The 18,553-nt window shown below is 73.5% G+C and carries 15 protein-coding genes and 2 pseudogenes; 10 read left to right on the top strand and 7 right to left on the bottom strand.

The annotated features are described in order from the left end of the window. Window positions 1-62: 62 nt before the first annotated feature. From Cs7R123_RS41060 to Cs7R123_RS06110, 4 genes and pseudogenes are all read left to right on the top strand, one after another. Window positions 63-392, top strand: a pseudogene (locus Cs7R123_RS41060) (CHAT domain-containing protein); the annotation flags it as partial. Between the two features lie 21 nt (window positions 393-413). Continuing rightward, entirely contained in the window at window positions 414-587 is a 174-nt protein-coding gene (locus Cs7R123_RS40030; protein ID WP_244871639.1) for a hypothetical protein, read from the top strand. Window positions 588-603: 16 nt separating this feature from the next. Beyond that, complete coding sequence (locus Cs7R123_RS06115) at window positions 604-927, top strand: CATRA system-associated protein (RefSeq protein WP_212824119.1); 324 nt, start codon at window positions 604-606, stop codon at window positions 925-927. After that, window positions 924-2,459 (top strand): CATRA conflict system CASPASE/TPR repeat-associated protein, encoded by a 1,536-nt coding sequence (locus Cs7R123_RS06110; protein ID WP_212824117.1) that lies wholly within the window; start codon window positions 924-926, stop codon window positions 2,457-2,459. Before Cs7R123_RS06115 ends, Cs7R123_RS06110 begins: the two co-directional genes overlap by 4 nt. Before the next feature lie 2 nt (window positions 2,460-2,461). On the opposite strand, the pseudogene rho reads toward Cs7R123_RS06110, so the two are convergent. Further along, window positions 2,462-3,634, bottom strand: a pseudogene (rho, locus tag Cs7R123_RS06105) (transcription termination factor Rho); the annotation flags it as partial. 427 nt (window positions 3,635-4,061) lie between these two features. Here rho and Cs7R123_RS06100 point away from each other — a divergent pair. Together Cs7R123_RS06100 and Cs7R123_RS06095 are read left to right on the top strand one after the other, a co-directional pair. Then, window positions 4,062-4,772 carry a bifunctional 2-polyprenyl-6-hydroxyphenol methylase/3-demethylubiquinol 3-O-methyltransferase UbiG gene (locus tag Cs7R123_RS06100; protein WP_212824115.1) on the top strand — a complete coding sequence of 237 codons (711 nt, stop codon included), beginning with the start codon at window positions 4,062-4,064 and terminating at the stop codon, window positions 4,770-4,772. Between the two features lie 205 nt (window positions 4,773-4,977). Beyond that, window positions 4,978-6,627 (top strand): glycosyltransferase family 39 protein, encoded by a 1,650-nt coding sequence (locus Cs7R123_RS06095; protein WP_212824114.1) that lies wholly within the window; start codon window positions 4,978-4,980, stop codon window positions 6,625-6,627. Between the two features lie 45 nt (window positions 6,628-6,672). Here Cs7R123_RS06095 and Cs7R123_RS06090 read toward each other — a convergent pair whose 3' ends face one another. The 5 genes from Cs7R123_RS06090 to Cs7R123_RS06070 all read right to left on the bottom strand — a co-directional run bounded on the left by Cs7R123_RS06090 (window position 6,673) and on the right by Cs7R123_RS06070 (window position 13,621). Continuing rightward, a complete protein-coding gene (locus Cs7R123_RS06090) occupies window positions 6,673-9,531 on the bottom strand; it encodes a hypothetical protein (protein WP_212824113.1) in 2,859 nt (952 codons plus the stop codon). Beyond that, complete coding sequence (locus Cs7R123_RS06085) at window positions 9,528-11,303, bottom strand: HSP90 family protein (protein ID WP_212824112.1); 1,776 nt, start codon at window positions 11,301-11,303, stop codon at window positions 9,528-9,530. Before Cs7R123_RS06085 ends, Cs7R123_RS06090 begins: the two co-directional genes overlap by 4 nt. Before the next feature lie 193 nt (window positions 11,304-11,496). Next, window positions 11,497-12,030 carry a DUF6790 family protein gene (locus Cs7R123_RS06080; RefSeq protein ID WP_212824111.1) on the bottom strand — a complete coding sequence of 178 codons (534 nt, stop codon included), beginning with the start codon at window positions 12,028-12,030 and terminating at the stop codon, window positions 11,497-11,499. Window positions 12,031-12,242: 212 nt separating this feature from the next. Continuing rightward, window positions 12,243-12,887, bottom strand: coding sequence for a hypothetical protein (locus Cs7R123_RS06075; RefSeq protein WP_212824110.1), 645 nt, complete (start codon window positions 12,885-12,887; stop codon window positions 12,243-12,245). A 131-nt stretch (window positions 12,888-13,018) separates the two neighbouring features. Beyond that, a complete protein-coding gene (locus Cs7R123_RS06070; RefSeq protein WP_212824108.1) occupies window positions 13,019-13,621 on the bottom strand; it encodes a TetR/AcrR family transcriptional regulator in 603 nt (200 codons plus the stop codon). A 156-nt stretch (window positions 13,622-13,777) separates the two neighbouring features. On the opposite strand from Cs7R123_RS06070, the gene Cs7R123_RS06065 reads away from it, so the two are divergent. Beyond that, window positions 13,778-14,458 carry an NADPH-dependent F420 reductase gene (locus tag Cs7R123_RS06065; protein WP_212824106.1) on the top strand — a complete coding sequence of 227 codons (681 nt, stop codon included), beginning with the start codon at window positions 13,778-13,780 and terminating at the stop codon, window positions 14,456-14,458. Between the two features lie 173 nt (window positions 14,459-14,631). Beyond that, the gene (locus Cs7R123_RS06060) at window positions 14,632-16,278 is read left to right on the top strand and encodes a GAF domain-containing protein (protein ID WP_244871960.1); all 1,647 of its coding nucleotides are present in this window, start codon (window positions 14,632-14,634) and stop codon (window positions 16,276-16,278) included. Here the strand turns inward: Cs7R123_RS06060 and Cs7R123_RS06055 are convergent. After that, complete coding sequence (locus tag Cs7R123_RS06055) at window positions 16,275-16,916, bottom strand: response regulator transcription factor (RefSeq protein WP_212824104.1); 642 nt, start codon at window positions 16,914-16,916, stop codon at window positions 16,275-16,277. The genes Cs7R123_RS06060 and Cs7R123_RS06055 overlap by 4 nt on opposite strands. A gap of 177 nt (window positions 16,917-17,093) precedes the next feature. Here Cs7R123_RS06055 and Cs7R123_RS06050 point away from each other — a divergent pair, with 177 nt between their 5' ends. Both Cs7R123_RS06050 and Cs7R123_RS06045 read left to right on the top strand, forming a co-directional pair. Continuing rightward, the gene (locus tag Cs7R123_RS06050) at window positions 17,094-17,513 is read left to right on the top strand and encodes an HPP family protein (protein WP_212824102.1); all 420 of its coding nucleotides are present in this window, start codon (window positions 17,094-17,096) and stop codon (window positions 17,511-17,513) included. Window positions 17,514-17,517: 4 nt separating this feature from the next. Further along, complete coding sequence (locus Cs7R123_RS06045; protein WP_212824100.1) at window positions 17,518-18,504, top strand: nitroreductase family protein; 987 nt, start codon at window positions 17,518-17,520, stop codon at window positions 18,502-18,504. Window positions 18,505-18,553: the final 49 nt, after the last annotated feature.

Below are 18,553 nucleotides of genomic sequence, written 5' to 3'. Positions count from 1 at the left end.
CAGCGGCCGAGAGCTGGCCCGCGCCGGCTGGCCGGCCGAGCACCTGATCGTGGTCGGCGAACGTGCCGGCCGGGGTCGGCCGGGTCAGCAGGCACTACGTCGCCGATCTGGGCGGGGTCACCGCGATCACCGAGGCCAAGCCGGAGTTCTTCGTGTACGCCGGGCACGGCCAGTTCCACCCCGCCTTCGCCGAGCTGGGGCCGTACCTGATGCTCCAGGACGGGCACCTCACGCAGTACGACGTGGCGCTGCGGCTGCGGCTGCCGCGCAACAAGCTGACCGTGCTGGGCGCGTGCCTGGCCGGGCAGGGCGCCCAGACCGCGGGCGGGGACGTGGTCGGCTTCCTGCGTTCGCTGATCGCCACCGGAGCCGGGGCGGTGGGTGTTCCACTGTGGAGTGTCCAGGATAGAGCGGTGGTCGACACGGTCGGTACGCTGCTGTCGGCCAGCCGGCGCGCCCTGAGTGACGCGGACAACCCGATCTTCGACGTCGTCGGCGAGCTGCACCGGCACTACGAGTCCGTCGTGGACGACAACAAGTCCTTCACCCGGCGGGTCGAGCGCATGCCGATCAGCCTTTACCTCTGACCGCGAGGAGCTCGACGTGGCCGAACTCGACGACATACCCGACCTGCTGGCCCGGCTGGAGCAGGTGGAGCTGACCGACGACGTCTGGGAGGCGGTGGACACCGCGCTCCAGGAGCTGAGCGACGCGCTGCGTGAGGGCGACGACGACGCCGCGCAGGCCGCCGTGGAGGACCTGGAGGACAGCCTGGGCGGGCGGCGCCTGAGCCGCGGCGTGCAGCCGCAGCTGGCCGCCCGGCACACGCTGATCCTGGTCAACCGGGTGCTCGACCAGATCGGACTGTCCAGCCCCGCCGAGCGGGCCGACCAGCCGCGGCCGCGCGCCGACCAGGAGCGTTCGTGACCGGCCCGGTGCGCCGCCCTGCGGTGCTCGCGCACGGTTTCCTCACCGCGAAGGCGGCCGCCGACCCCGCCTCACCCGCCGGGCAGGCCCTGGCCCGGACCTGGCAGCGCATCCGCGACAGCGGCATGACCGCGCCGGTGCACGGCTGGCCGACCGAGCTGTCCACCGACTCGCCCGGCTACGCCGAGCGGGAGGTCGTGCTCGCGGCGGTGTGCCAGGTGCTGCCCGACGGGCTGCGCGAGGCGTACGTGTACCGCGCCCACGACGTCATCGGGATCTCCGTCGTGCAGTCCGAGGGCGACGCCCGGACCGACTGGTCCGGGCTGGACACGCCCTGGTTCGACGGCTGGCCGCACGGCGGCTCCGGCGTCCTGGGCACGGCCACGGTGTACCTCGGGCTGCTGCCGGGGCTGGGGCCTGCCTCGATGCCCTCGGCGGATGCCGCCGCGCTGGCGGCGCAGTTCGCCGCGGCCGTGCCCGGCGGCGACGGCTGGGCGTCGCACTGGTGGCGGCCGACCCGGGAGCTGATGCTGTGGGAGCTGCCGCCCGGCGACGACGCACCGGTGCCGACCGACCGCCGCCTGGCGGCCGTGGCCGCCGTGGACGACGAGCCGGCGACCGACGAGTTCTTCTGGGGCGCGACCGCGGCCGGGCTGCCCCCGCTGACCCGCTACCTGCTCCAGGTCGCGAAGGTCCGCTACGAGTCGGGCGTGCTCCAGTCCCGGCTGGCCCGGCTGCACCTGCTGATGGCGCAGGCCGCCGAGCGCTGCGACGAGCTGGCGTCACTGGTGCATCGCGACGAGCTCGACCTGGCCGGGCTGCGGGAGGCCGACGGGAAGCTGCGCGAGCTGCGGGTAGGCCGCGACGGGCTCGTCGCGGCGCTGGGCGACGTGCGCGCGATGGCGGGCACGGTGCGCATCGCGCAGGCCAACATGCGCGCCGCGCTGGAACCGGGCGGGCGCGGCTCGGCCGCCGGACCGCTGGAGAACGACCGCCAGACGGTGCGCTGGGCCAACCACCAGCTCCAGGTCGAGCAGTCGTACCTGTCGGCGTCGCTGGCGCAGGTGACCGAGCTGGGGCAGGCGTTCGGCCGCAACCTGGAGGAGCGGTTCCGGGTGGTCGACGAGAAGGTGCGCGAGCGGCAGGAGAACCTGGTCTGGTTGCAGACCGTCGTCATCGGCGCGCTGCTGATGATGCTGGCCGGCATCCAGAGCGTGGAGTACAAGGTGCCGCTGCCGGGGGCGCTGCTGGCCCCGTCGGTGTGCCTGCTGGCCGCGATCGCGCTGCTGCTGCCGTGGGCGCTGCGCCGGGTGCGGGTCCGCGAGCGCCGCTGGGTGGCCGTCGACGTCGCCTTCGTGGTCCTGTTCGGCGCGACCGGCGGGTGGCTGGCGACCTCGCTGGTGGCGCAGGCCGTACGCGGTCACGGCGCCCCGTGGCAGTGGTCGCTGGCCGCGGCCGCGTTCGGCAGCATCGTGGCCGTGGCGGTGCAGCGCTGGTGGCCGGGTTCGGCGCAGCCTGAGCCGACGCGCTGACCTCAGCCGGCCTGGGCGAGCTGGAGCAGGAACTCGGCGTTGCTGGAGGTCCTGCTCAGCCGCTCGACCAGCTGCTCGCCCGCCTGCTGGCCGTCGAGTCCGCGCATGGCGCGGCGCAGGCGGCGGACGAGTTCGAGCTCGTGCGGGTCGAGCAGCAGCTCCTCCCGGCGGGTGCCGGAGGCGTCGACGTCGACGGCCGGGAAGATGCGCCGCTCGGCCAGGGCGCGCAGCAGGCGCAGCTCGGCGTTGCCGGTGCTCTTGAACTCCTCGAAGATGACGGTGTCGCCCAGCGAGCCGGTCTCGACCAGGGCGGTGGCGATGATGGTCAGCGAGCCGCCGCCCTCGATGTTGCGGGCGGCGCCGAGGAACCGCTTCGGCGCGTACAGGGCACCGGCCTCGATGCCGCCGCTCATGATGCGCCCGCCGGGCGGCGCGGCCAGGTTGTAGGCCCGGCCCAGCCGGGTGATCGAGTCGAGCAGCACCACCACGTCGCGACCGTGCTCGACCAGGCGCTTGGCGCGTTCGATGGCCAGTTCCGCCACGGCGGTGTGCTCGGCGGGCGGCCGGTCGAACGTGGAGGAGACGACCTCGCCGCGTACGGTGCGGCGCATGTCGGTGACCTCCTCGGGGCGCTCGTCGATGAGGATCGCCATCAGGTGGCTGTCGGGGTGGTTGACGGACACGGCGTGGGCGATCGCCTGGAGCATCTGGGTCTTGCCGGCCTTCGGCGGGGAGACGACCAGGGCGCGCTGTCCCTTGCCGATGGGGCTGACCAGGTCGATGACGCGGGTGGTGAGCACGTTCGGCGCCGTCTCCAGCCGCAGCCGCTCCTGCGGGAACAGCGGGGTGAGCCGGTAGAAGTCGGGCCGGTCGGCGGCCTGCTCCGGCGCCAGCCCGTTGATCGTGTCGACGGCGGTGGCGGTGGGGCGGCGGGCGGCACGGTCGGCTGTGCCGGCCGGGGCGGCCATGGTGCCGGTGACGGCGTCGCCGCGGCGCAGGCCGTGCTGGCGGACCAGCGCGGGCGGCAGGTACGGGTCGTGCGCGTCGGGCAGCCAGCCGCGCAGGCGTACGAAGGCGTGCTGGTCGCGGGTGTCGACGATGCCGCTGAACGCCGTGACGGCGTCGTCGGGCCGGGGTGCGGCCGGGGCGGAGGTGCTGCCGCGGCGGCGGGACCGCGCGGCTGGTTGGGGCTTCTGTGCCAGTTCGGTCACGGTGGTGCTCCTGGTGGATGGGCTGCTGCGGGCACGGTCGTGCCGCGGCGGTGACAGCGCGCGACGCGGGCTGCTGCGGGTACGCCGAGTCGGGAACTCCGGGTACTGCTGTGCGCGTCGGTGGCGCGGTGGAAAGCCGTGCGGGAACGGAAAGTTTCGCCGCTGCGACTGGTTGATCGGCAATGCCCGTGGGGTCTACACCTCCGGCATGGGCTGCTGAGGCCAACGTAGCTCATCGCGGCGCGGGCGGCAAGCGCATACCGCGACCTGCGGCGTGTCCCACGGCTTACATCGACTCTTGTGGCATTCCGCCCTCGCACCTACTCTCTGCGGTTACCGCAGACTCCTCGAAGGTCGATGGAGATCACCTGGGTTCGGGATGGGAATGTCCATGGACGCTGACGACATCCGCGCTGCCACCGAAGTGGAGAACGCGCACTGGTGGTACCGCGAACGTCGCGCGATCATCGCCCGCGAGCTGCGCCGCATCGGCACGCCGGGCAAGGCGATCGAGATCGGAGCCTCCGGCGGCGGCAACAGCCAGACGCTGCGCGACATGGGCTGGGACGTGCTGGTCACCGAGTACATCCAGGAGGGGGTGGAGATCGCCCGGGAGCGCGGGTTCACCGCGATCCAGGCCGACGCCCGCGACCTGCCGCTGGACGACGAGTCGTTCGACCTGCTGGTCGCCTTCGACGTGCTGGAGCACATCGAGGAGGACCACCAGGCCGCGGCCGAGATCAGGCGGATCCTGCGTCCCGGCGGGACGGCGCTGATCGCGGTGCCGTGCGACATGGCGCTGTGGTCGAAGCACGACGTCGCCACGGGGCATTTCCGCCGCTACGACCGCGACAGCCTGCGCAAGCTGCTGGAGGGCGCGGGGATGGTGGTCGAGACGCTGTGGAGCTGGAACGTGCTGCTGCGCCCGGTGGTGAAGATGCGGCGCAAGAACGCCAGCGACGAGCAGAACGAGCACGACATCGTGGCGGTGCCGCCGCTGGTCAACTTCGCGCTGAGCGTGATCATCAAGATCGAGCGGCTGCTGCCGGTCAAGTCGCTGCCCGGCGTGTCGCTGATGATGCGGGCCACCAAGCCCGCGTAACGGCTCGTCCCGGCCTGATGGCATCGACGATGGTCGACGGTGACGGGTCGGGCCGGGGTGGTGCCGGTCGGCGGCCTGCGTCACAATGCTGCGGTGGGTCTGCGCCCCGGCCGCCGAGGCCGGCGCGGCCCCGGCGGCGGGGCAGCGCCGCGACCCGGCTGACCCCGTCCGCGGCGTGCGGACCCCTGGAGAATCGGAGCAGGTAGTGTCCGACGTCGATGTCGAAGCGGTGCCGACCCCGTCGGAGGACGCCCCGCGGCACCCCGACCAGCAGGCACCGCCCTGGTGGCAGGTGCGGCTGCCGAACGCGCTGACCGGACTGCTTCTGCTGCTGATGTCGTGGTTCGTGCTCGCGCAGGGGCGCTTCCACGGCCGCACCTACGACGAATACATGCAGGACGACTACGGCGCCCGGGTGCTGAAGTTCTACCTCACCTGGGGCGAGGACCGCTCGTTCCTCGACTTCCCCGACTACATCTACATGCCGCAGCACGGCTCCGGCGCCGAGGTGATCATCGCGTTCTTCCAGCACCTCACGGGTGAGGTGTGGCAGACGCGCACCGTCGTCGGCGGGGTCATGGGCGTGCTCGGCATCCTGATCATGGCGCTGGCGGGCCGGGAGATGGCCGGGCCGTGGGGTGGCTTCGCCGCCGCGCTCGGGCTCGCGCTGTACCCGCGATACACCGGCCAGCTGACCAACAACTCCAAGGACATCCCGCTGGCCGCGGCGATGCTGCTGGTGCTGTGGCTGGTGTTGCGGCTGATGCGCCGCTGGTCGCAGCCCGACCGCAAGCACGAGGTGCTGGAACTGGCCGCCATCGGCGCCTCGATCGGGTTCGCCGCCTCGATCCGGGTCACCTCGCTGCTGTGGTTCGGCCTGCTCGGCCTGCTCGCGCTGGGCTACTGGGTGCGGCACGGGCGCAGGCTGCGCGGTGCGGCGCTGCGCACCGAGCTGAGCAACCAGTTCAGCGCCGCCATCGTCATCGCGCCGACGGCATACCTGGTCATGTCGCTGATGTGGCCGTACCTGCTGACCAACCCCGGCGACGGCCTGAAGTCGTCGATCGAGTCCATGTCGAAGTACAACTGGGACCACGACATCATGTTCGCCGGTGAGATGGTCCGCTCCACCGACCTGCCGTGGGACTTCGCGCCGCGGTGGCTGGTGGTCGGCTCGCCGCTGCCGGTGATCGCGCTGACCGTCGCGGCCGCGGTGGCGGCGGTGGTGGCGCTGGTCCGGCGGCAGCGTCTCGACGGGCGCCTGCTGCTGATCGGCGCGTACATCGTGGTGCCGATCCTGATGGTGGTCGTCGCGCACGCCACGCTCTACAACGGGCTGCGGCACTTCCTGTTCGTGGTGCCGGGCATGCTGCTGCTGTCGGCCACGGTGCTGGTGCGCTGGATCCGGCAGTCGTTCGACTCCGGCCGGGCCGTGCTGGCCTTGGCGCTGATCGGCGCGGCCGTGCTCGGGCAGGCGGAGGTCGTCGTGTCGTCGGCGCGCATCTACCCGTACGAGTACTCGTACTTCAGCCCGCTGGTCGGCAGCTACGACCGGGGCCACCTCAACTACGAGAGCCTCTACTACGGCTCGTGCACCCGGGCCGCCGCGGTGTGGCTGAGCGAGAACTACGCGAAGTACACCAGTGAGACCAACCCGACGTTCCGCGACGAGAACCAGTGGAACTCGCTGGCCAAGGCGGACATGCCGGACAACTTCGTCGACATCGGCGACGGGACGCCGCTGTTCCGGATCACCTCCGGCGAGCCCGGTGCCGGATACCGCGAGATCCATGCTGAGGTGCTGCTCGGCGAGAAGATCTGCCGCGTCTCCGTGCTCGACCCGACCGCGTACTGACCCGGAGTGCGGGTCACCGGCGCCGCGCCGGTGACCCGCACCCGGTCACTCGGGTTCGGGCAGGTCGTACTCCTTACGCAGCTTGCGGGCCAGCCGGGCCTCGCCCTGCTCGTCCAGCGCGCGGGACAGCCAGCCCGCCGCATCGCGGCGGCCGCCGTGGTCGCGCGGCAGCGCCTCCAGCACCCGGCGCAGCACCGGCTCGGCGGCCGCGGACTGCCCCGACACCACCAGCACCTGGCCCTGGCGCAGGTCGCACATCAGCGCCTCGCCGTAGGCCTCGATCGACCGGAACAGCCCCGCCGCCGTGGTCACCCGGGCGACCGCGGCCAGATAGTCCGGTTCCTCGTTGTTGGTCAGGATCTGCGCCGCCTCGTAACCGGCCATGGCCCGTTCCCAGGTCAGCTCCGCCTCCTGCTCCTGCGGCACCTCGGTGACGGCCATCAGCTCCTGCAACCGCGCCGCGGCCGCCCGCGCCTCGTCGGGGCGCCCGGCGTGGAACAGCGCCATCGCCTGGCGGCGGCGCGCGTGCACCGTCGCCAGCGCCAGATCGGCCTGCCCGTACGCCTGCGCGGCGGCGTCGAACCGCTCGGCCGCCTCGCCGTCGCGGTCGACCTGCCACAGCAGCTCACCGGCCCGTGCCAGCAGGTGCGCCCGGTAGGCGAGCTGCTCCACCCCGGTGACCAGCGGCAGCAGCGCCTCGATCTGCCCGACCGCGACGTGCGGCTCGCCCAGCTCGGCGTAGACGCGCGACAGCAGGTCGCGCAGCTCGGCGAGGATCTCGGTGCCCTCCTCGTCCTGGTGCCGGACGAACCAGGCGACCGCCTCCTCGCCGACCTCGGCCGCCTCGCCGAACCGGCCCGTCGTCGCCAGGGCCAGCGCCAGCCGGTGCCGGGTGTAGGCCGCCGGGCGCGCGTGGCCAGCCGCCTCGGCCAGGCAGATGTGCTCGACGATGTCGTCGATGACCTCCCCGGCCCGGTCGGTGGTGACCAGCATGAACGCGGCGTCGGTCCGGGCTTCGCGGCGCAGCCGCGGGTCCTGTGCCACCGCCGCCGCCTCCTCGAACGCCGCGATCGTGGCCTGGTTGTCGCCCCGCTCGCCCAGCGCCCGCGCCAGGCCCATCAGCGCGTTGGCGAGCTGGTCGCGGTGCTCGGTGCCGCGCAGCAGCCCGACCACCTCGCGGATGCGCGCCAGCGCCCGGTCGCCCTCGCCCAGGTGGTGCAGCACCGCGGCGTGCAGCTGCATCAGCTGCACCCGCCGGCCCAGCGACACCCGCCCGGGCTCGGCCTCGGTGCGGGCGATCAGGTCCTGCGCCCGGTCGTGGTCGCCGGTCATCGCCGCCACCCAGGCGGCGCGCCCGAGCGCACCGTGGCGCACCTCCGGATCGCCGGACACGGCCAGGACCTGCTCGGTCGCCTCGTACGCGGCGCGGATGTGCGTCTCGTCGCCGGTCAGCCGCAGCATGGTGATCGACCACTGGGCGCGGGCCGACCACTCGCGGGCGAGGTCGCCCGCGCGCACGAACGCGTCCACAGCCTCCTGCAGCGCCTCCGCCGCGCCGGGCAGGTCGTCCTCGCCCAGGTGCGCGGCGCGCAGCCGGGCCAGGCGGCCGCGCTGCGACTCGGTCAGCCCGGCCGGGCCGTACGCGGCCACGATCCGCTGCCCCAGCGCCTTGGCCTGGGCGTCCCGGTCCTGCCGCGACCACTCGTCGACGAGGTCGAGCTGCTCGTCCAGCGGCGCGTCGGCGGGGGCCGCCGACAGGTCGACCACCGCGTCGGCCGGGGCGGGGTCCGGGGCGGGGGTGTGCGCGGCGGTGACCGACAGCGGCAGGTAGTCCACCAGCGGCGCGGCGTCCATGAGCGCGGCGACCCGGCCGCTCTGGAACGTGTTGCCGTTGCGGGCGTCGAAGCGCCGCGCCAGCCCCTCGGCCCGTTCCCGCAGCTGCGGCAGCAGCTCGGCGACCGTCACCGGCCCGGCCGGCCGCCGCACCGGCAGGCCGCCCTGCCCGTCCTCGACCAGCCGCCGCAGCACCAGGGCGGCCGAGGCGGCGAACTCCATCTCGGTCTTGGGCGTGGGCGCCTGCTCCAGCCACGGCAGGTGTCGCTCGACCAGTTCCAGGCCGCGCACCTGGTTGCCGGTCAGGCCGCAGAACTCCAGGTGCGTGGCGATCCGGCCGAGGTCGGCCTTGTTCTGGCTCAGCGCCCGGTATGCCCGCCGGTGCGCGTCGCGCGCCAGGTCGTGCCGCCCGGTCCGCACGTACGGCAGCAGCAGGCTGGTGAGGATGCCGTGCGGCTGCTCGGCGCAGGTCGACCGGCCGTCCAGCGCCGGCTGCGCCACCGCGATCGCGTCCTCGTCGCGTCCGCGCCAGGCGTGGTAGTACGCCTTGGACGACGGGTCGCAGCCCGCGCAGTCGGACAGCTGGTCGCGCGGGGCCGCGTCCCACATCCGGAACCAGTGGTCGGCCAGGGTGGTGTCGCCCAGGTGCCAGGCGACGGTGTGCCGGTAGGCGTACACGGCGTGCAGGCTGTGGCCGGCGGTCTGGTAGCGGCGCTGCATGTCGTCGAGCACCGCCTGCGCGCGGGCCAGCGGCATCTCCGGGAACAGGGGCAGCGCCGAGACGACGAACTTGAAGTGCCACAGCAGCAGGTGCGCGTCGCGCTGGCTGCGGCGGCCGGGGTCGGCGTCGTACACCGACAGGCAGCGGGCGAACGTCACCATCGCCTTCATCGGCTCGCCGCCCTGGTGGTAGGCCGTGGTCGCCAGCGCGTTGGCCGCGTAGTCCAGGTCGGCGTCGCCGAGGGTCTCGGCCCCGGCCAGCGCCTGCTCGGCCAGCACGATGCGGGCCGGGCCGTCCTTGGTGTCCCAGGCGCGGTGGATCAGCTCGTGCAGCTGGTCGTGGGTCGTCATGAGTCCTCCCGGGGGATGTGCGGCACGGCGAGGTCGATGAGGTCGAGGAAGGAACGGTTGAGCAGGGCGGTGTCGGCCGGGCGCAGCGGGTGGTGGCCGAACAGCAGCGCCTGGCCGTACAGCGACTGCACGGTCAGGCCGACCAGCTCCGGCGTCGGCAGTCCGATGACGCGGCGCACCAGCGGGTTGCGGTGGTTGAGCACCAGTTGCGGGCGCACCTGCGCCTCCGCCTTCTCGAACGCCGACAGCACCCCGGCCCACAGCTCGTCGGCGCTCTGCGCGGTCTCGCGCAGCCGCCGCTGGAACGTGGCGTCGCGGTCGGTCAGGTACAGCGCGGGCATGCTCGGCGGGTCGAACGACCGCAGCACCACCTCGCAGCCCAGCGGGTCCAGCGTGCGCTGGGCGGTGGCCAGGAACGGCCGCAGGTCCAGCTCGGTGCCGGGGTCGAGGGTGTCGAACCGGGTCGACAGGTCGCTGGGGTCCAGCCGGTCCACCAGGATCGACGGGTCCAGCAGCGGCAGCCGCTCGATCAGCTCGGCGTCGTAGGTGTAGCCGGCGTTGACCACGAGCAGGCCCTGCGCCGCGGCGACCGCGGCGAGCTGCCGGAACTCGTCGATGTTGGCGCTGTAGCGGACCACGTCGTGGCGGCGGCGCACCTCGCTGAGCGTCATCCGGCCGAGGTTGGTCTCCATCGGCCACCACTGGTCGACCAGGCGCAGCATCTCCTCGTCGTGCATGGCCAGCGCCTTCACCCCGAGGTGGTGCACGGCCAGGAACCGGTGCATCCGGTCGGGGTCCTGCCGGGCCAGGTTCACCAGCCAGCCGCGCAGCTGGTCGCCGAGCTGCTCGCGGACCGACTCCAGCAGGCTGTCCTCGTACAGGGCCTCGCGGCTGGCGGTGGGGCGCAGCTCACTGGCGTCGACGACGCAGCGGGCGAAGAACGCCCACGGCGGCAGCACGTCCTCGGCGCCCTCGGCCAGCAGCATCCGCTTGAGGTAGACCCGGTGCCCGGACTTGGCGGCGGGGTTGACGGCGGTCGGCAGCACCAGCGCGACGCCGGTCAGCCCGGCCTCGGGCACGTTCAGCTCGATCACGTCGAACGGGGTGAACCCGAACGTCTGCTCGGCCAGGGCGGTCACCGCGGCGCGGCTGCCCGCCTGCCAGGGCAGGGTCTCGGCGGTGACGAGCTCGCTGTCGACCCGTACGGGGTAGGGCAGCATCTCGCCGTAGAGCCGGGCCAGGTCACGCACCCGCTCCGCCTCCAGCCAGGCGACCGCGTCACGGCGGGGGAGCAGCGTGACCGTGGTGCCGGTCTCCTGCCGGTCCGGGCCGGTCGCGACCTGGTAGCGGCCGTCGGAGTAGCCGGTCCAGTACACCGTGGGATGGCCCTCGTGGCGGGTCTGCACCCTGATCTCGTCGGCGACCAGGAAGCACGACAGCAGGCCGATGCCGAACTGGCCGAGGAACTCGTGCCGGGAGAAGCCGAGCTCGTCACGCTTGCCGCTGCGGCCGATGGTGGCCAGCAGCTCGTGCACCTGCTGCTCGGTCAGCCCCAGGCCGGTGTCGTGGACGCGCAGGGTGCCGTCGCCGGTGGTGGCCGGGGTCTCCAGCCATACCGAGGCGGGAGCGGTAGGGACGTCGGCGCGGCGGGCGGTGATGGCGTCCACGGCGTTCTGCATGAGTTCGCGCACGTAGACGCGCGGGCTGCTGTAGAGGTGATGGCTCAGCAGGTCGACGATGCCGCGGAGATCCACCTGGAAGGACTGGCTCACGAGCCCGAGGCTACCGGCGGCCCCCAACGTGCGGGGACCGGGCTTTCGGCCGAATGATCATGCCGCCTGGTACGGGCCGCGCCCGCGCCACCCGCCTCACCCGCCCCCGCGTCGCCCGTTGTTTCGTGCAGTTTCGGGGAAAGTGCACGAAACCCGGCCATGATTCCTGCACTTTCCCCGAAACTGCACGAACTCAGGGCCGGGTCGCGGCGGCGCGCGGGGCCTGTGTGAGAGCTTCGGCGGGGGTCTGGCCGCGGCGGTACACGACCAGCAGGATGATCGCGAACAGCGGCATCAGGATGTCCGACGGCAGCGCCCACACGTTGGACGGGGCGTGGTTGCCGTGGAGGACGAGCTGGTTGAAGTGCCCCCAGGCGTCGCCCCAGAACGAGATCGCCAGTGCGGTGACGGCGGCGGTCAGCCAGGTGCCGCGCAGCCGCCGCCAGGCGCAGCCGATGCCGAGCACGCTGACGGCGATGTCGTTCCAGCCCACCTCCCACTGGAACATCGACCGCGTGTAGCCGATCTGGTCGGCGAGCTGACCCGACTGCGGCCCGATGTGGCCCAGCCCGGCCAGCACGCCCCAGGCACCGCCGCCCACCATGATCCACAGTAGGGCCAGCTCGACGACGCGATGCCTGGTACGGCGCCCCGGATGCTTGTCGAGGGCCACGTGGATCAGCCAGCCGACGACGATGGTGAACCAGATGGCAGCGAAGAACGGCATGACTCACCTCCCGCAGTCCTGACGGTACGCCGGCCGAGGCCGCGACCGGCCCCACTCCGACGGCTCCGCCGCCCGCCCCGTTTGTAATCGACGCTGGCCTATCTAGAGGAGGATTTTCCGAGATCCGCCCTCTAGATAGGCCAGCGTCAATGCAAAACGGGGCGGCGGGCACCGTGCGCCGGTGCCCGACCGCCCCGTCGGCTGGTGGACGCTCAGGCGTCGATCCGCTCCCGGGCCGGGCCGGGCTCGACCGGGGCGAAGGCGGCGCTACGCGGCGTGGTCCGGGCGTGCACGAACCCGGCGATCGCCAGCAGCGCCATGACCAGGGCGGCCAGGTACGCGACCAGGGCGGCCTGGCCTGCCTTGGTGCCGAACTCGCTGAAGCCGTACGTGGTCAGCAGCAGCCCGCGCAGGGTCTCGCCCTTGAACACCGTCTCCCGTTGCGCGTTGACGTCGGCCAGCTGCTGCTGGAGTGCGGCGAGGTCCGGGTCGTTCGCCTTGGCCGCCGCGGCCACCTTGTCGCGCAGCTCGGCCTGCGGGGTGCCGAGGTCGGCGTAGGTCCTGCCGCCCGCGATGCCCTTGAGGTGCAGGCCGATGAACTCGTTGGCGTAGACCTCGGCCTGCTTGCCGGTGCTGAGCTGCTGCCCGGCGTACTCGACCAGGCCGGGCTGCCTGCGCTCCTCCTCGGTGAGGGTGTCGAGGGTCTTGAAGGTGATGTGCTGCTCGCGCAGCTGCGCGGCGACGTAGCCGTCGGCGAAGTCGGCGTTGGCCTTGAGCACGAAACCGGCCACGGCCAGCAGCACCGCGATGAGTACGCCGCCGAGGCTGAACATGATGTCGAGGGTCCGGCGCTTCACTGTCGTCTCCTTGGGACGCTGGGGGTCTGCACCCAGCATTCGCCGCCCGCCGGCGTCCCGGCAGAGTTGCTGGACCCGTCCCGTCAGGACCAAAGGCCTTGCCGCGCCGTGCCGGGCGGCCCACTCCGTCCCTAGTGGACGTCACCGTTCCGGCTGGTGGCGGCGGTGACGAGCGCGCGGGCGGCGGCCTTGGCGGCCTCGGCCGCGGCCGGGTCGGCGTCGAGGACCCCGGCGGACAGGCCGCCGTCGAGCAGCAGGGTGAGCTGGCGGGCGAGCAGGTCGGGGTCGGCCGCCCCGGCCCGCCGGGCGAGGTCGGTGATCCAGGCGCGTACGACCCGCTTGTGCTCGACGGTACGGGCGTGCACGTCGCTGCCCGCCACCGACTCCGCCGCGGTGTTGATGAACGCGCACCCGTGGTAGCCCTCGCGCCGGCAGGCGCCGGCCAGCGCGTCGAACATGCCGACGAGCTGGTCGCCGGGGTCGTCGCCGGCCGCTCGGGCGGCCGCCCGCAGCCCGCCGAACCACGCCTGGTCCACCCGCTCCAGGTAGGCCAGCACCAGATCGTCCTTGCGCGGGAAGTGCTTGTACAGCGTCGCCTTGGCCACGCCGGACTCGGCGATGACGGTGTCCACGCCCACGCCGCGCGGCCCGTGGGCGTAGAAGAGGCGGAACGCCGTGTCCAGGATGCGGTCCCGGGCGGGCTGAGCGGCGGTCTGCTGGGCGGTGCGGTCCATGGGTCCACCTCCGTGTCGGCACAGGTCATCGTACAGACAAGTCCGTCTGTACGGCATCGTCTGGTTTGATGAGGAAGGCATGCTTGCCAGCGGTATGGCAGTAGACAGACCTGTCTGTTAGTCTCGGCGCCGAGTCCGATGTGGGAGGGGCAGTCGATGAAGATCGCAGTACTGGGAACCGGATCGGTGGGCCGGACGCTGGCGTCCGCGTTCGCCCGGCTCGGGCACGAGACCGTCGTCGGCACGCGCGACGTCGCCGCCACCGTGGCCCGCACCGAGCCCGACGGCATGGGCAACGCGCCGTACCGGACGTGGGCACAGGCGAACCCCGCGGTGGGGCTGGCCGGGTTCGCCGAGGCCGCGGCGGGAGCCGAGCTGGTCGTCAACGCGACCTCGGGTGAGGCGTCGCTGCCCGCGCTGCGGGCCGCCGGTGCCGGCAACCTGGCCGGCAAGGTCGTCCTGGACGTCGCCAACCCGCTGGACTTCGCGCAGGGCTTCCCGCCCACGCTGTCGGTGCAGAACACCGACTCGCTGGCCGAGCAGCTCCAGCGCGCGTTCCCGCAGGCCCGGGTCGTCAAGGCGCTCAACACCATGACCGCCTCGGTCATGGCCGACCCGCGTGCGCTCGCCGACGGCGAGCACACCGTCTTCGTGTCCGGTGACGACGACGCGGCGAAGAAGCTGGTGACCGGCCTGCTGGAGCAGCTGGGCCACCGGGACGTGATCGACCTGGGCGGCCTCGCCACCGCGCGCGGCGCCGAGATGCTGCTGCCGCTGTGGCTGCGCCTCTACGGGGCCCTGGGCACCGCCGACTTCAACATCAAGGTCGTCCGCTGACGGTCCTCGCTCCAGGCGAGTTGCCGGGCAATCGGGGGAATCGGAGGCCCGCATTCCCCCGATTGCCCGGCAACTCGGCCGAAGGGGCGGCGGCCTGATCCGGCCGCCCGCGTCAGGGGCCGCCGTACGCTCATTACGATCGGGCTGTGGAACCGCAGTGGTCGTCGCTGGGCTTGTCCCCGCTGTCGCGCGTGCAACTGGATGAGCTGCTCCAGGAGCTGCTGGACCGCGTCTCGGAGGTGATGGCCAGCCGCGAGCGGCTGCGCAGCCTGCTCGACGCGGTCGTGGGCATCGGCACCGACCTGGACCTGCGCTCGACCCTGGAGCGGATCGTGGTCGCGGCGTGCCAGCTGTCCGGGGCACGCTACGGCGCCCTCGGGGTGCTGGGCACCGACGACCGGCTGGTCGAGTTCATCACGCACGGGCTGTCGCCGGAGCTGCACGCCGCCATCGGTGACCTGCCGACCGGGCATGGCGTGCTCGGCCTGCTGATCTCGCATCCGGAGCCGGTGCGGGTGCCCGACATCTCGGCGCACCCCCGGTCGGTGGGGTTCCCGCCGCACCACCCGCCGATGCACAGCTTCCTGGGCGTGCCGATCCGCATCCGCGAGCAGGTGTTCGGCAACCTGTACCTGGCCGACAAGGCCAACGCGCCGGAGTTCACCGACGACGACCAGGAGATCACCATCGCGCTGGCCGCGGCCGCGGGCGCCGCGATCGAGAACGCCCGCCTGTACGCGGTCGCCCAGCGGCGCCAGCGGTGGCTGGCCGCGACTGCCGAGATCATCACGTCGCTGGGCGAGGACACCACCACCGCCGACGCGCTGGACCTGGTCGCCCGCCGCACCCGCGAGGTCGCCGAGGCGGCCCTGGTCGCGATCCTGCTGCACGACGAGCCGACCGCCACCCTGCGCGTGGCGGTGGTCGACGCGGCGGAGGCCGTGCCGGGGCTGGCCGGGTCGGTGCTGCCGGTGGCCGAGACCGGGTTCGCGCCGGTGCTGGCCGGGCAGCAGGTCGTGTCGCTGGACCACGTGGCGAAGTCGGCGCCGTGGCCCGCGGGCATGCCGGACCTGCGGGCGGTGGCCGCGCCGTTCGCCGCCGGCCAGGGCGTGCTGCTGGTGGCGTACTCCGGCCCGGCCCGCGCCGATGACACGCTGCTGCTGACCGCGTTCGCGGGACAGGCCGGGCTGGCGCTGCAACGGGCTCGGGCCCGCGAGGACCGCGAGCAGCTGCTGGTGCTGTCCGACCGCGAGCGCATCGCGCGCGACCTGCACGACGTGGTGATCCAGCGCCTGTTCGCGACCGGGTTGCAGCTCCAGATGGCGGCCTCGATGCCGTCGGTCCGGCCCGAGCTGGCCGACCGGATCGGCGCCGCCGTCGACGAGCTGGACAGCACCATCCGCGACATCCGTGGCGCGATCTTCGAGCTGCGCAGCCCGGCCGGGCAGTCGCTGCGGGCCGAGCTGCGTGCCCTGGCCGACGGGGCGGCCGACTCGCTGGGGTTCCGGCCGGACCTGGTGCTCGACGGTCCGCTGGACAGCGCCGTGCCCGACGAGCTGCGCGCGGACCTGCTCGCGGTGGTGCGCGAGGCCCTGTCCAACGTGGTGCGGCACGCGCACGCGACCCGCGTCGGCGTCCACGTCAGATTCGGCGGCGGCACCCTGTCGGCGGCGGTCTCCGACGACGGGCGCGGTGGCGCGGTGGCGCGCGGCGGCCTGCGCAACCTGGCCGAGCGGGCGGCGCTGCGGGGCGGCACGCTGGCCGTCGAGCCGGGGCGGCCGTCCGGCACGGTGCTGCGCTGGAGCGTGCCGACGGACTAGGGGCGGCCCTGGCCGCCCAGTCTCACCGCGAACACCGCCGCCTGGGTACGCCGTTCCAGGCCGAGCTTGGTGAGCAGGCTCGACACGTAGTTCTTCACCGTCTTCTCCGCCAGGAACATCTCGGCGGCGATCTGCCGGTTGGTCAGCCCGTCGGCGACGTATCCGAGGATCTTGCGTTCCTGGTCGGTCAGCGCCTTGAGCTGGTCGGGCTCGTGCCGGGGGTTGCGGATGCGGTCGAGCACCCGCGCGGTGACGGCCGGGTCGAGCAGGGACTGGCCCGCCGCGACCCGGCGTACGCCGTCGACCAGGTCGGTGCCCTTGATCTGCTTGAGCACGTATCCGGCGGCGCCGGCCATGATCGCGGCGAACAGGGCCTCGTCGTCCTCGTACGAGGTGAGGATCAGCCCCTGGATGGCCGGGTCGACCGACCGGACGTCACGGCACACGTCGATGCCATTGCCGTCGGGCAGCCGCGCGTCGAGCACCGCCACGTCGGGGCGCAGCGCCGGGATGCGCCGGGTCGCCTCGGCGGCCGAGCCGGACTCGCCGACGACCTCGATGTCGCCCGCGGCCTGTAGCAGGTCGCGCAGACCGCGCCGGACGACCTCGTGGTCGTCGAGCAGGAACACACGGATCACTCCTGCATTCTGCGCCCCCAGCAGCCACGCCGGGCAGGGACCAAAGTCCCGCCCTGGCAGGACCTGCGGCGCCGCACTCAGGGCCCGCGCCTCTGCCGACCAGGGTCTCACCGGGTCGACAGTGAGGTCAGGAGCTCGCGTGGGGTCGAGCGGCCCGTGCCACACCAGGGGGAAGACATGATCACCACCAGTCGCACCGGTGCGCGGCCCGGCACGCGCGGCATCCGCGTGGCCATGAGCACCGCACCGGTATGCGTGCACGCCACCGCGCCGCTGGCCCAGGCCCTGGCCATGATGGGCCGCAACCGGCTGCGCCACCTCATCGTCCTCGACGAGGCCGGGCGCTGCGCCGGGGTCCTCGACGACCGCAGCATCGTGGCCGCCTGGGCCGCCGACCCCGGCGCCCTGGACCACCTGCGGGTGGCGGCCGTGCTGCCGGCCCCGGCCGCGATCCTGGGCGACCGCGCCACCGTGGTCGACGCGGCCAGGCTCATGGGCGACCTCGCCGTCGACGCGGTGGCGGTCGTGGACAGCCGCGGCGTGCCGATCGGCATCGTCACCGGCGGTGACCTGATCGGGCTGCTGGGAGAGCGGTGACGCCATGTCGCTCACGTACGCCACCGCCGAGGACGCGCTGCGCGGCGCGGTCCGCACCGCGCTCGCCGCGCCGTCGATCTTCAACACGCAGCCCTGGCAGTGGCGGCTCGACCCGCCCCGCGCCCGCCTGTACGCCGACCGCAGCCGACAGCTGCTGGTGGCCGACCCATCCGGGCGGCTGCTCACGGTCAGCTGCGGCGCGGCGCTGCACCACGCCCGGACCGTCCTGGCCGCCGGCGGGATGATCGTCGACACGGTCCGGCTGCCGGACCCGGCCGACCCGGACCTGCTCGCGGAGCTGACCGTGGACGGCCGCGGCGAGGCGGACCTCGACCACCTGCTGGCCGCGGGCGCGATCCGGCGGCGGCGCACCGACCGCCGCCCGTTCAGCACCCGGCCGGTGCCGGAGGCGGTGTGCCGCGGCCTGATGCTGGCCGCCGCGCGTGAAGGCGCCCACGCGGTGGCGGTGGGGCGCGACCACATCGCCGTGTTCGCGCTGGCCGCGGTCCGGGCGAGCGCGACGCAGCTGTCCGACCCCGACTACCGGGCCGAACTGGCCGACTGGACCCACCGGCCGCCGTGGAGCGGCGACGGTGTGGACGCGTCGGGGGCGGTCCGCGCGGTGCCGCGGCGGGTCCCGGTACGCGACTTCGCGCCCTTCGGCGGCGCGGGCCTGCTGCCGGGGCGCGAGGACGACCGGGGTGCCCGCTACCTGCTGATCCATACCGACACCGATACCCCGCTGGACTGGATCCGGGCCGGGGAGGCGCTGTCGGCGGTGCTGCTGGCGGCGGTGTCGGTCGGGCTGGCCACCGCGCCCGTCAGCGACGTCACCGAGCTCGCCGCGACCCGTGACCAGCTGCGGGAGCTGCTGCCGGGCCTGGGCCACCCGCAGGTCGCGGTGCGCATCGGCTACCCGCCGCAGGGCGAGCCGCCGCCGCGGACCGTCCGGCGCCTGCCCGAGGAGGTCATCGACCCGCGGGGGCGCTGACCTCCACGGCGGACTGTCGCGTTCCACGGCCGGGCGGCCGCCACCGGCG

Source organism: Catellatospora sp. TT07R-123 (genome assembly GCF_018327705.1).
Taxonomy (GTDB): domain Bacteria; phylum Actinomycetota; class Actinomycetes; order Mycobacteriales; family Micromonosporaceae; genus Catellatospora.
Note: the sequence above shows the minus strand (reverse complement) of the source record. Positions and strands in the feature narration are given on the sequence as shown.

Excerpts from the sequence above, each read along its gene's own strand:
- Cs7R123_RS06050 (WP_212824102.1), top strand. The coding sequence starts at position 17,094 with ATGATCACCACCAGTCGCACCGGTGCGCGGCCCGGCACGCGCGGCATC.
- Cs7R123_RS06070 (WP_212824108.1), bottom strand. The coding sequence starts at position 13,621 with ATGGACCGCACCGCCCAGCAGACCGCCGCTCAGCCCGCCCGGGACCGC.
- Cs7R123_RS06045 (WP_212824100.1), top strand. The coding sequence starts at position 17,518 with ATGTCGCTCACGTACGCCACCGCCGAGGACGCGCTGCGCGGCGCGGTC.
- Cs7R123_RS06065 (WP_212824106.1), top strand. The coding sequence starts at position 13,778 with ATGAAGATCGCAGTACTGGGAACCGGATCGGTGGGCCGGACGCTGGCG.
- Cs7R123_RS06080 (WP_212824111.1), bottom strand. The coding sequence starts at position 12,030 with ATGCCGTTCTTCGCTGCCATCTGGTTCACCATCGTCGTCGGCTGGCTG.
- Cs7R123_RS06090 (WP_212824113.1), bottom strand. The coding sequence starts at position 9,531 with ATGACGACCCACGACCAGCTGCACGAGCTGATCCACCGCGCCTGGGAC.
- Cs7R123_RS06100 (WP_212824115.1), top strand. The coding sequence starts at position 4,062 with ATGGACGCTGACGACATCCGCGCTGCCACCGAAGTGGAGAACGCGCAC.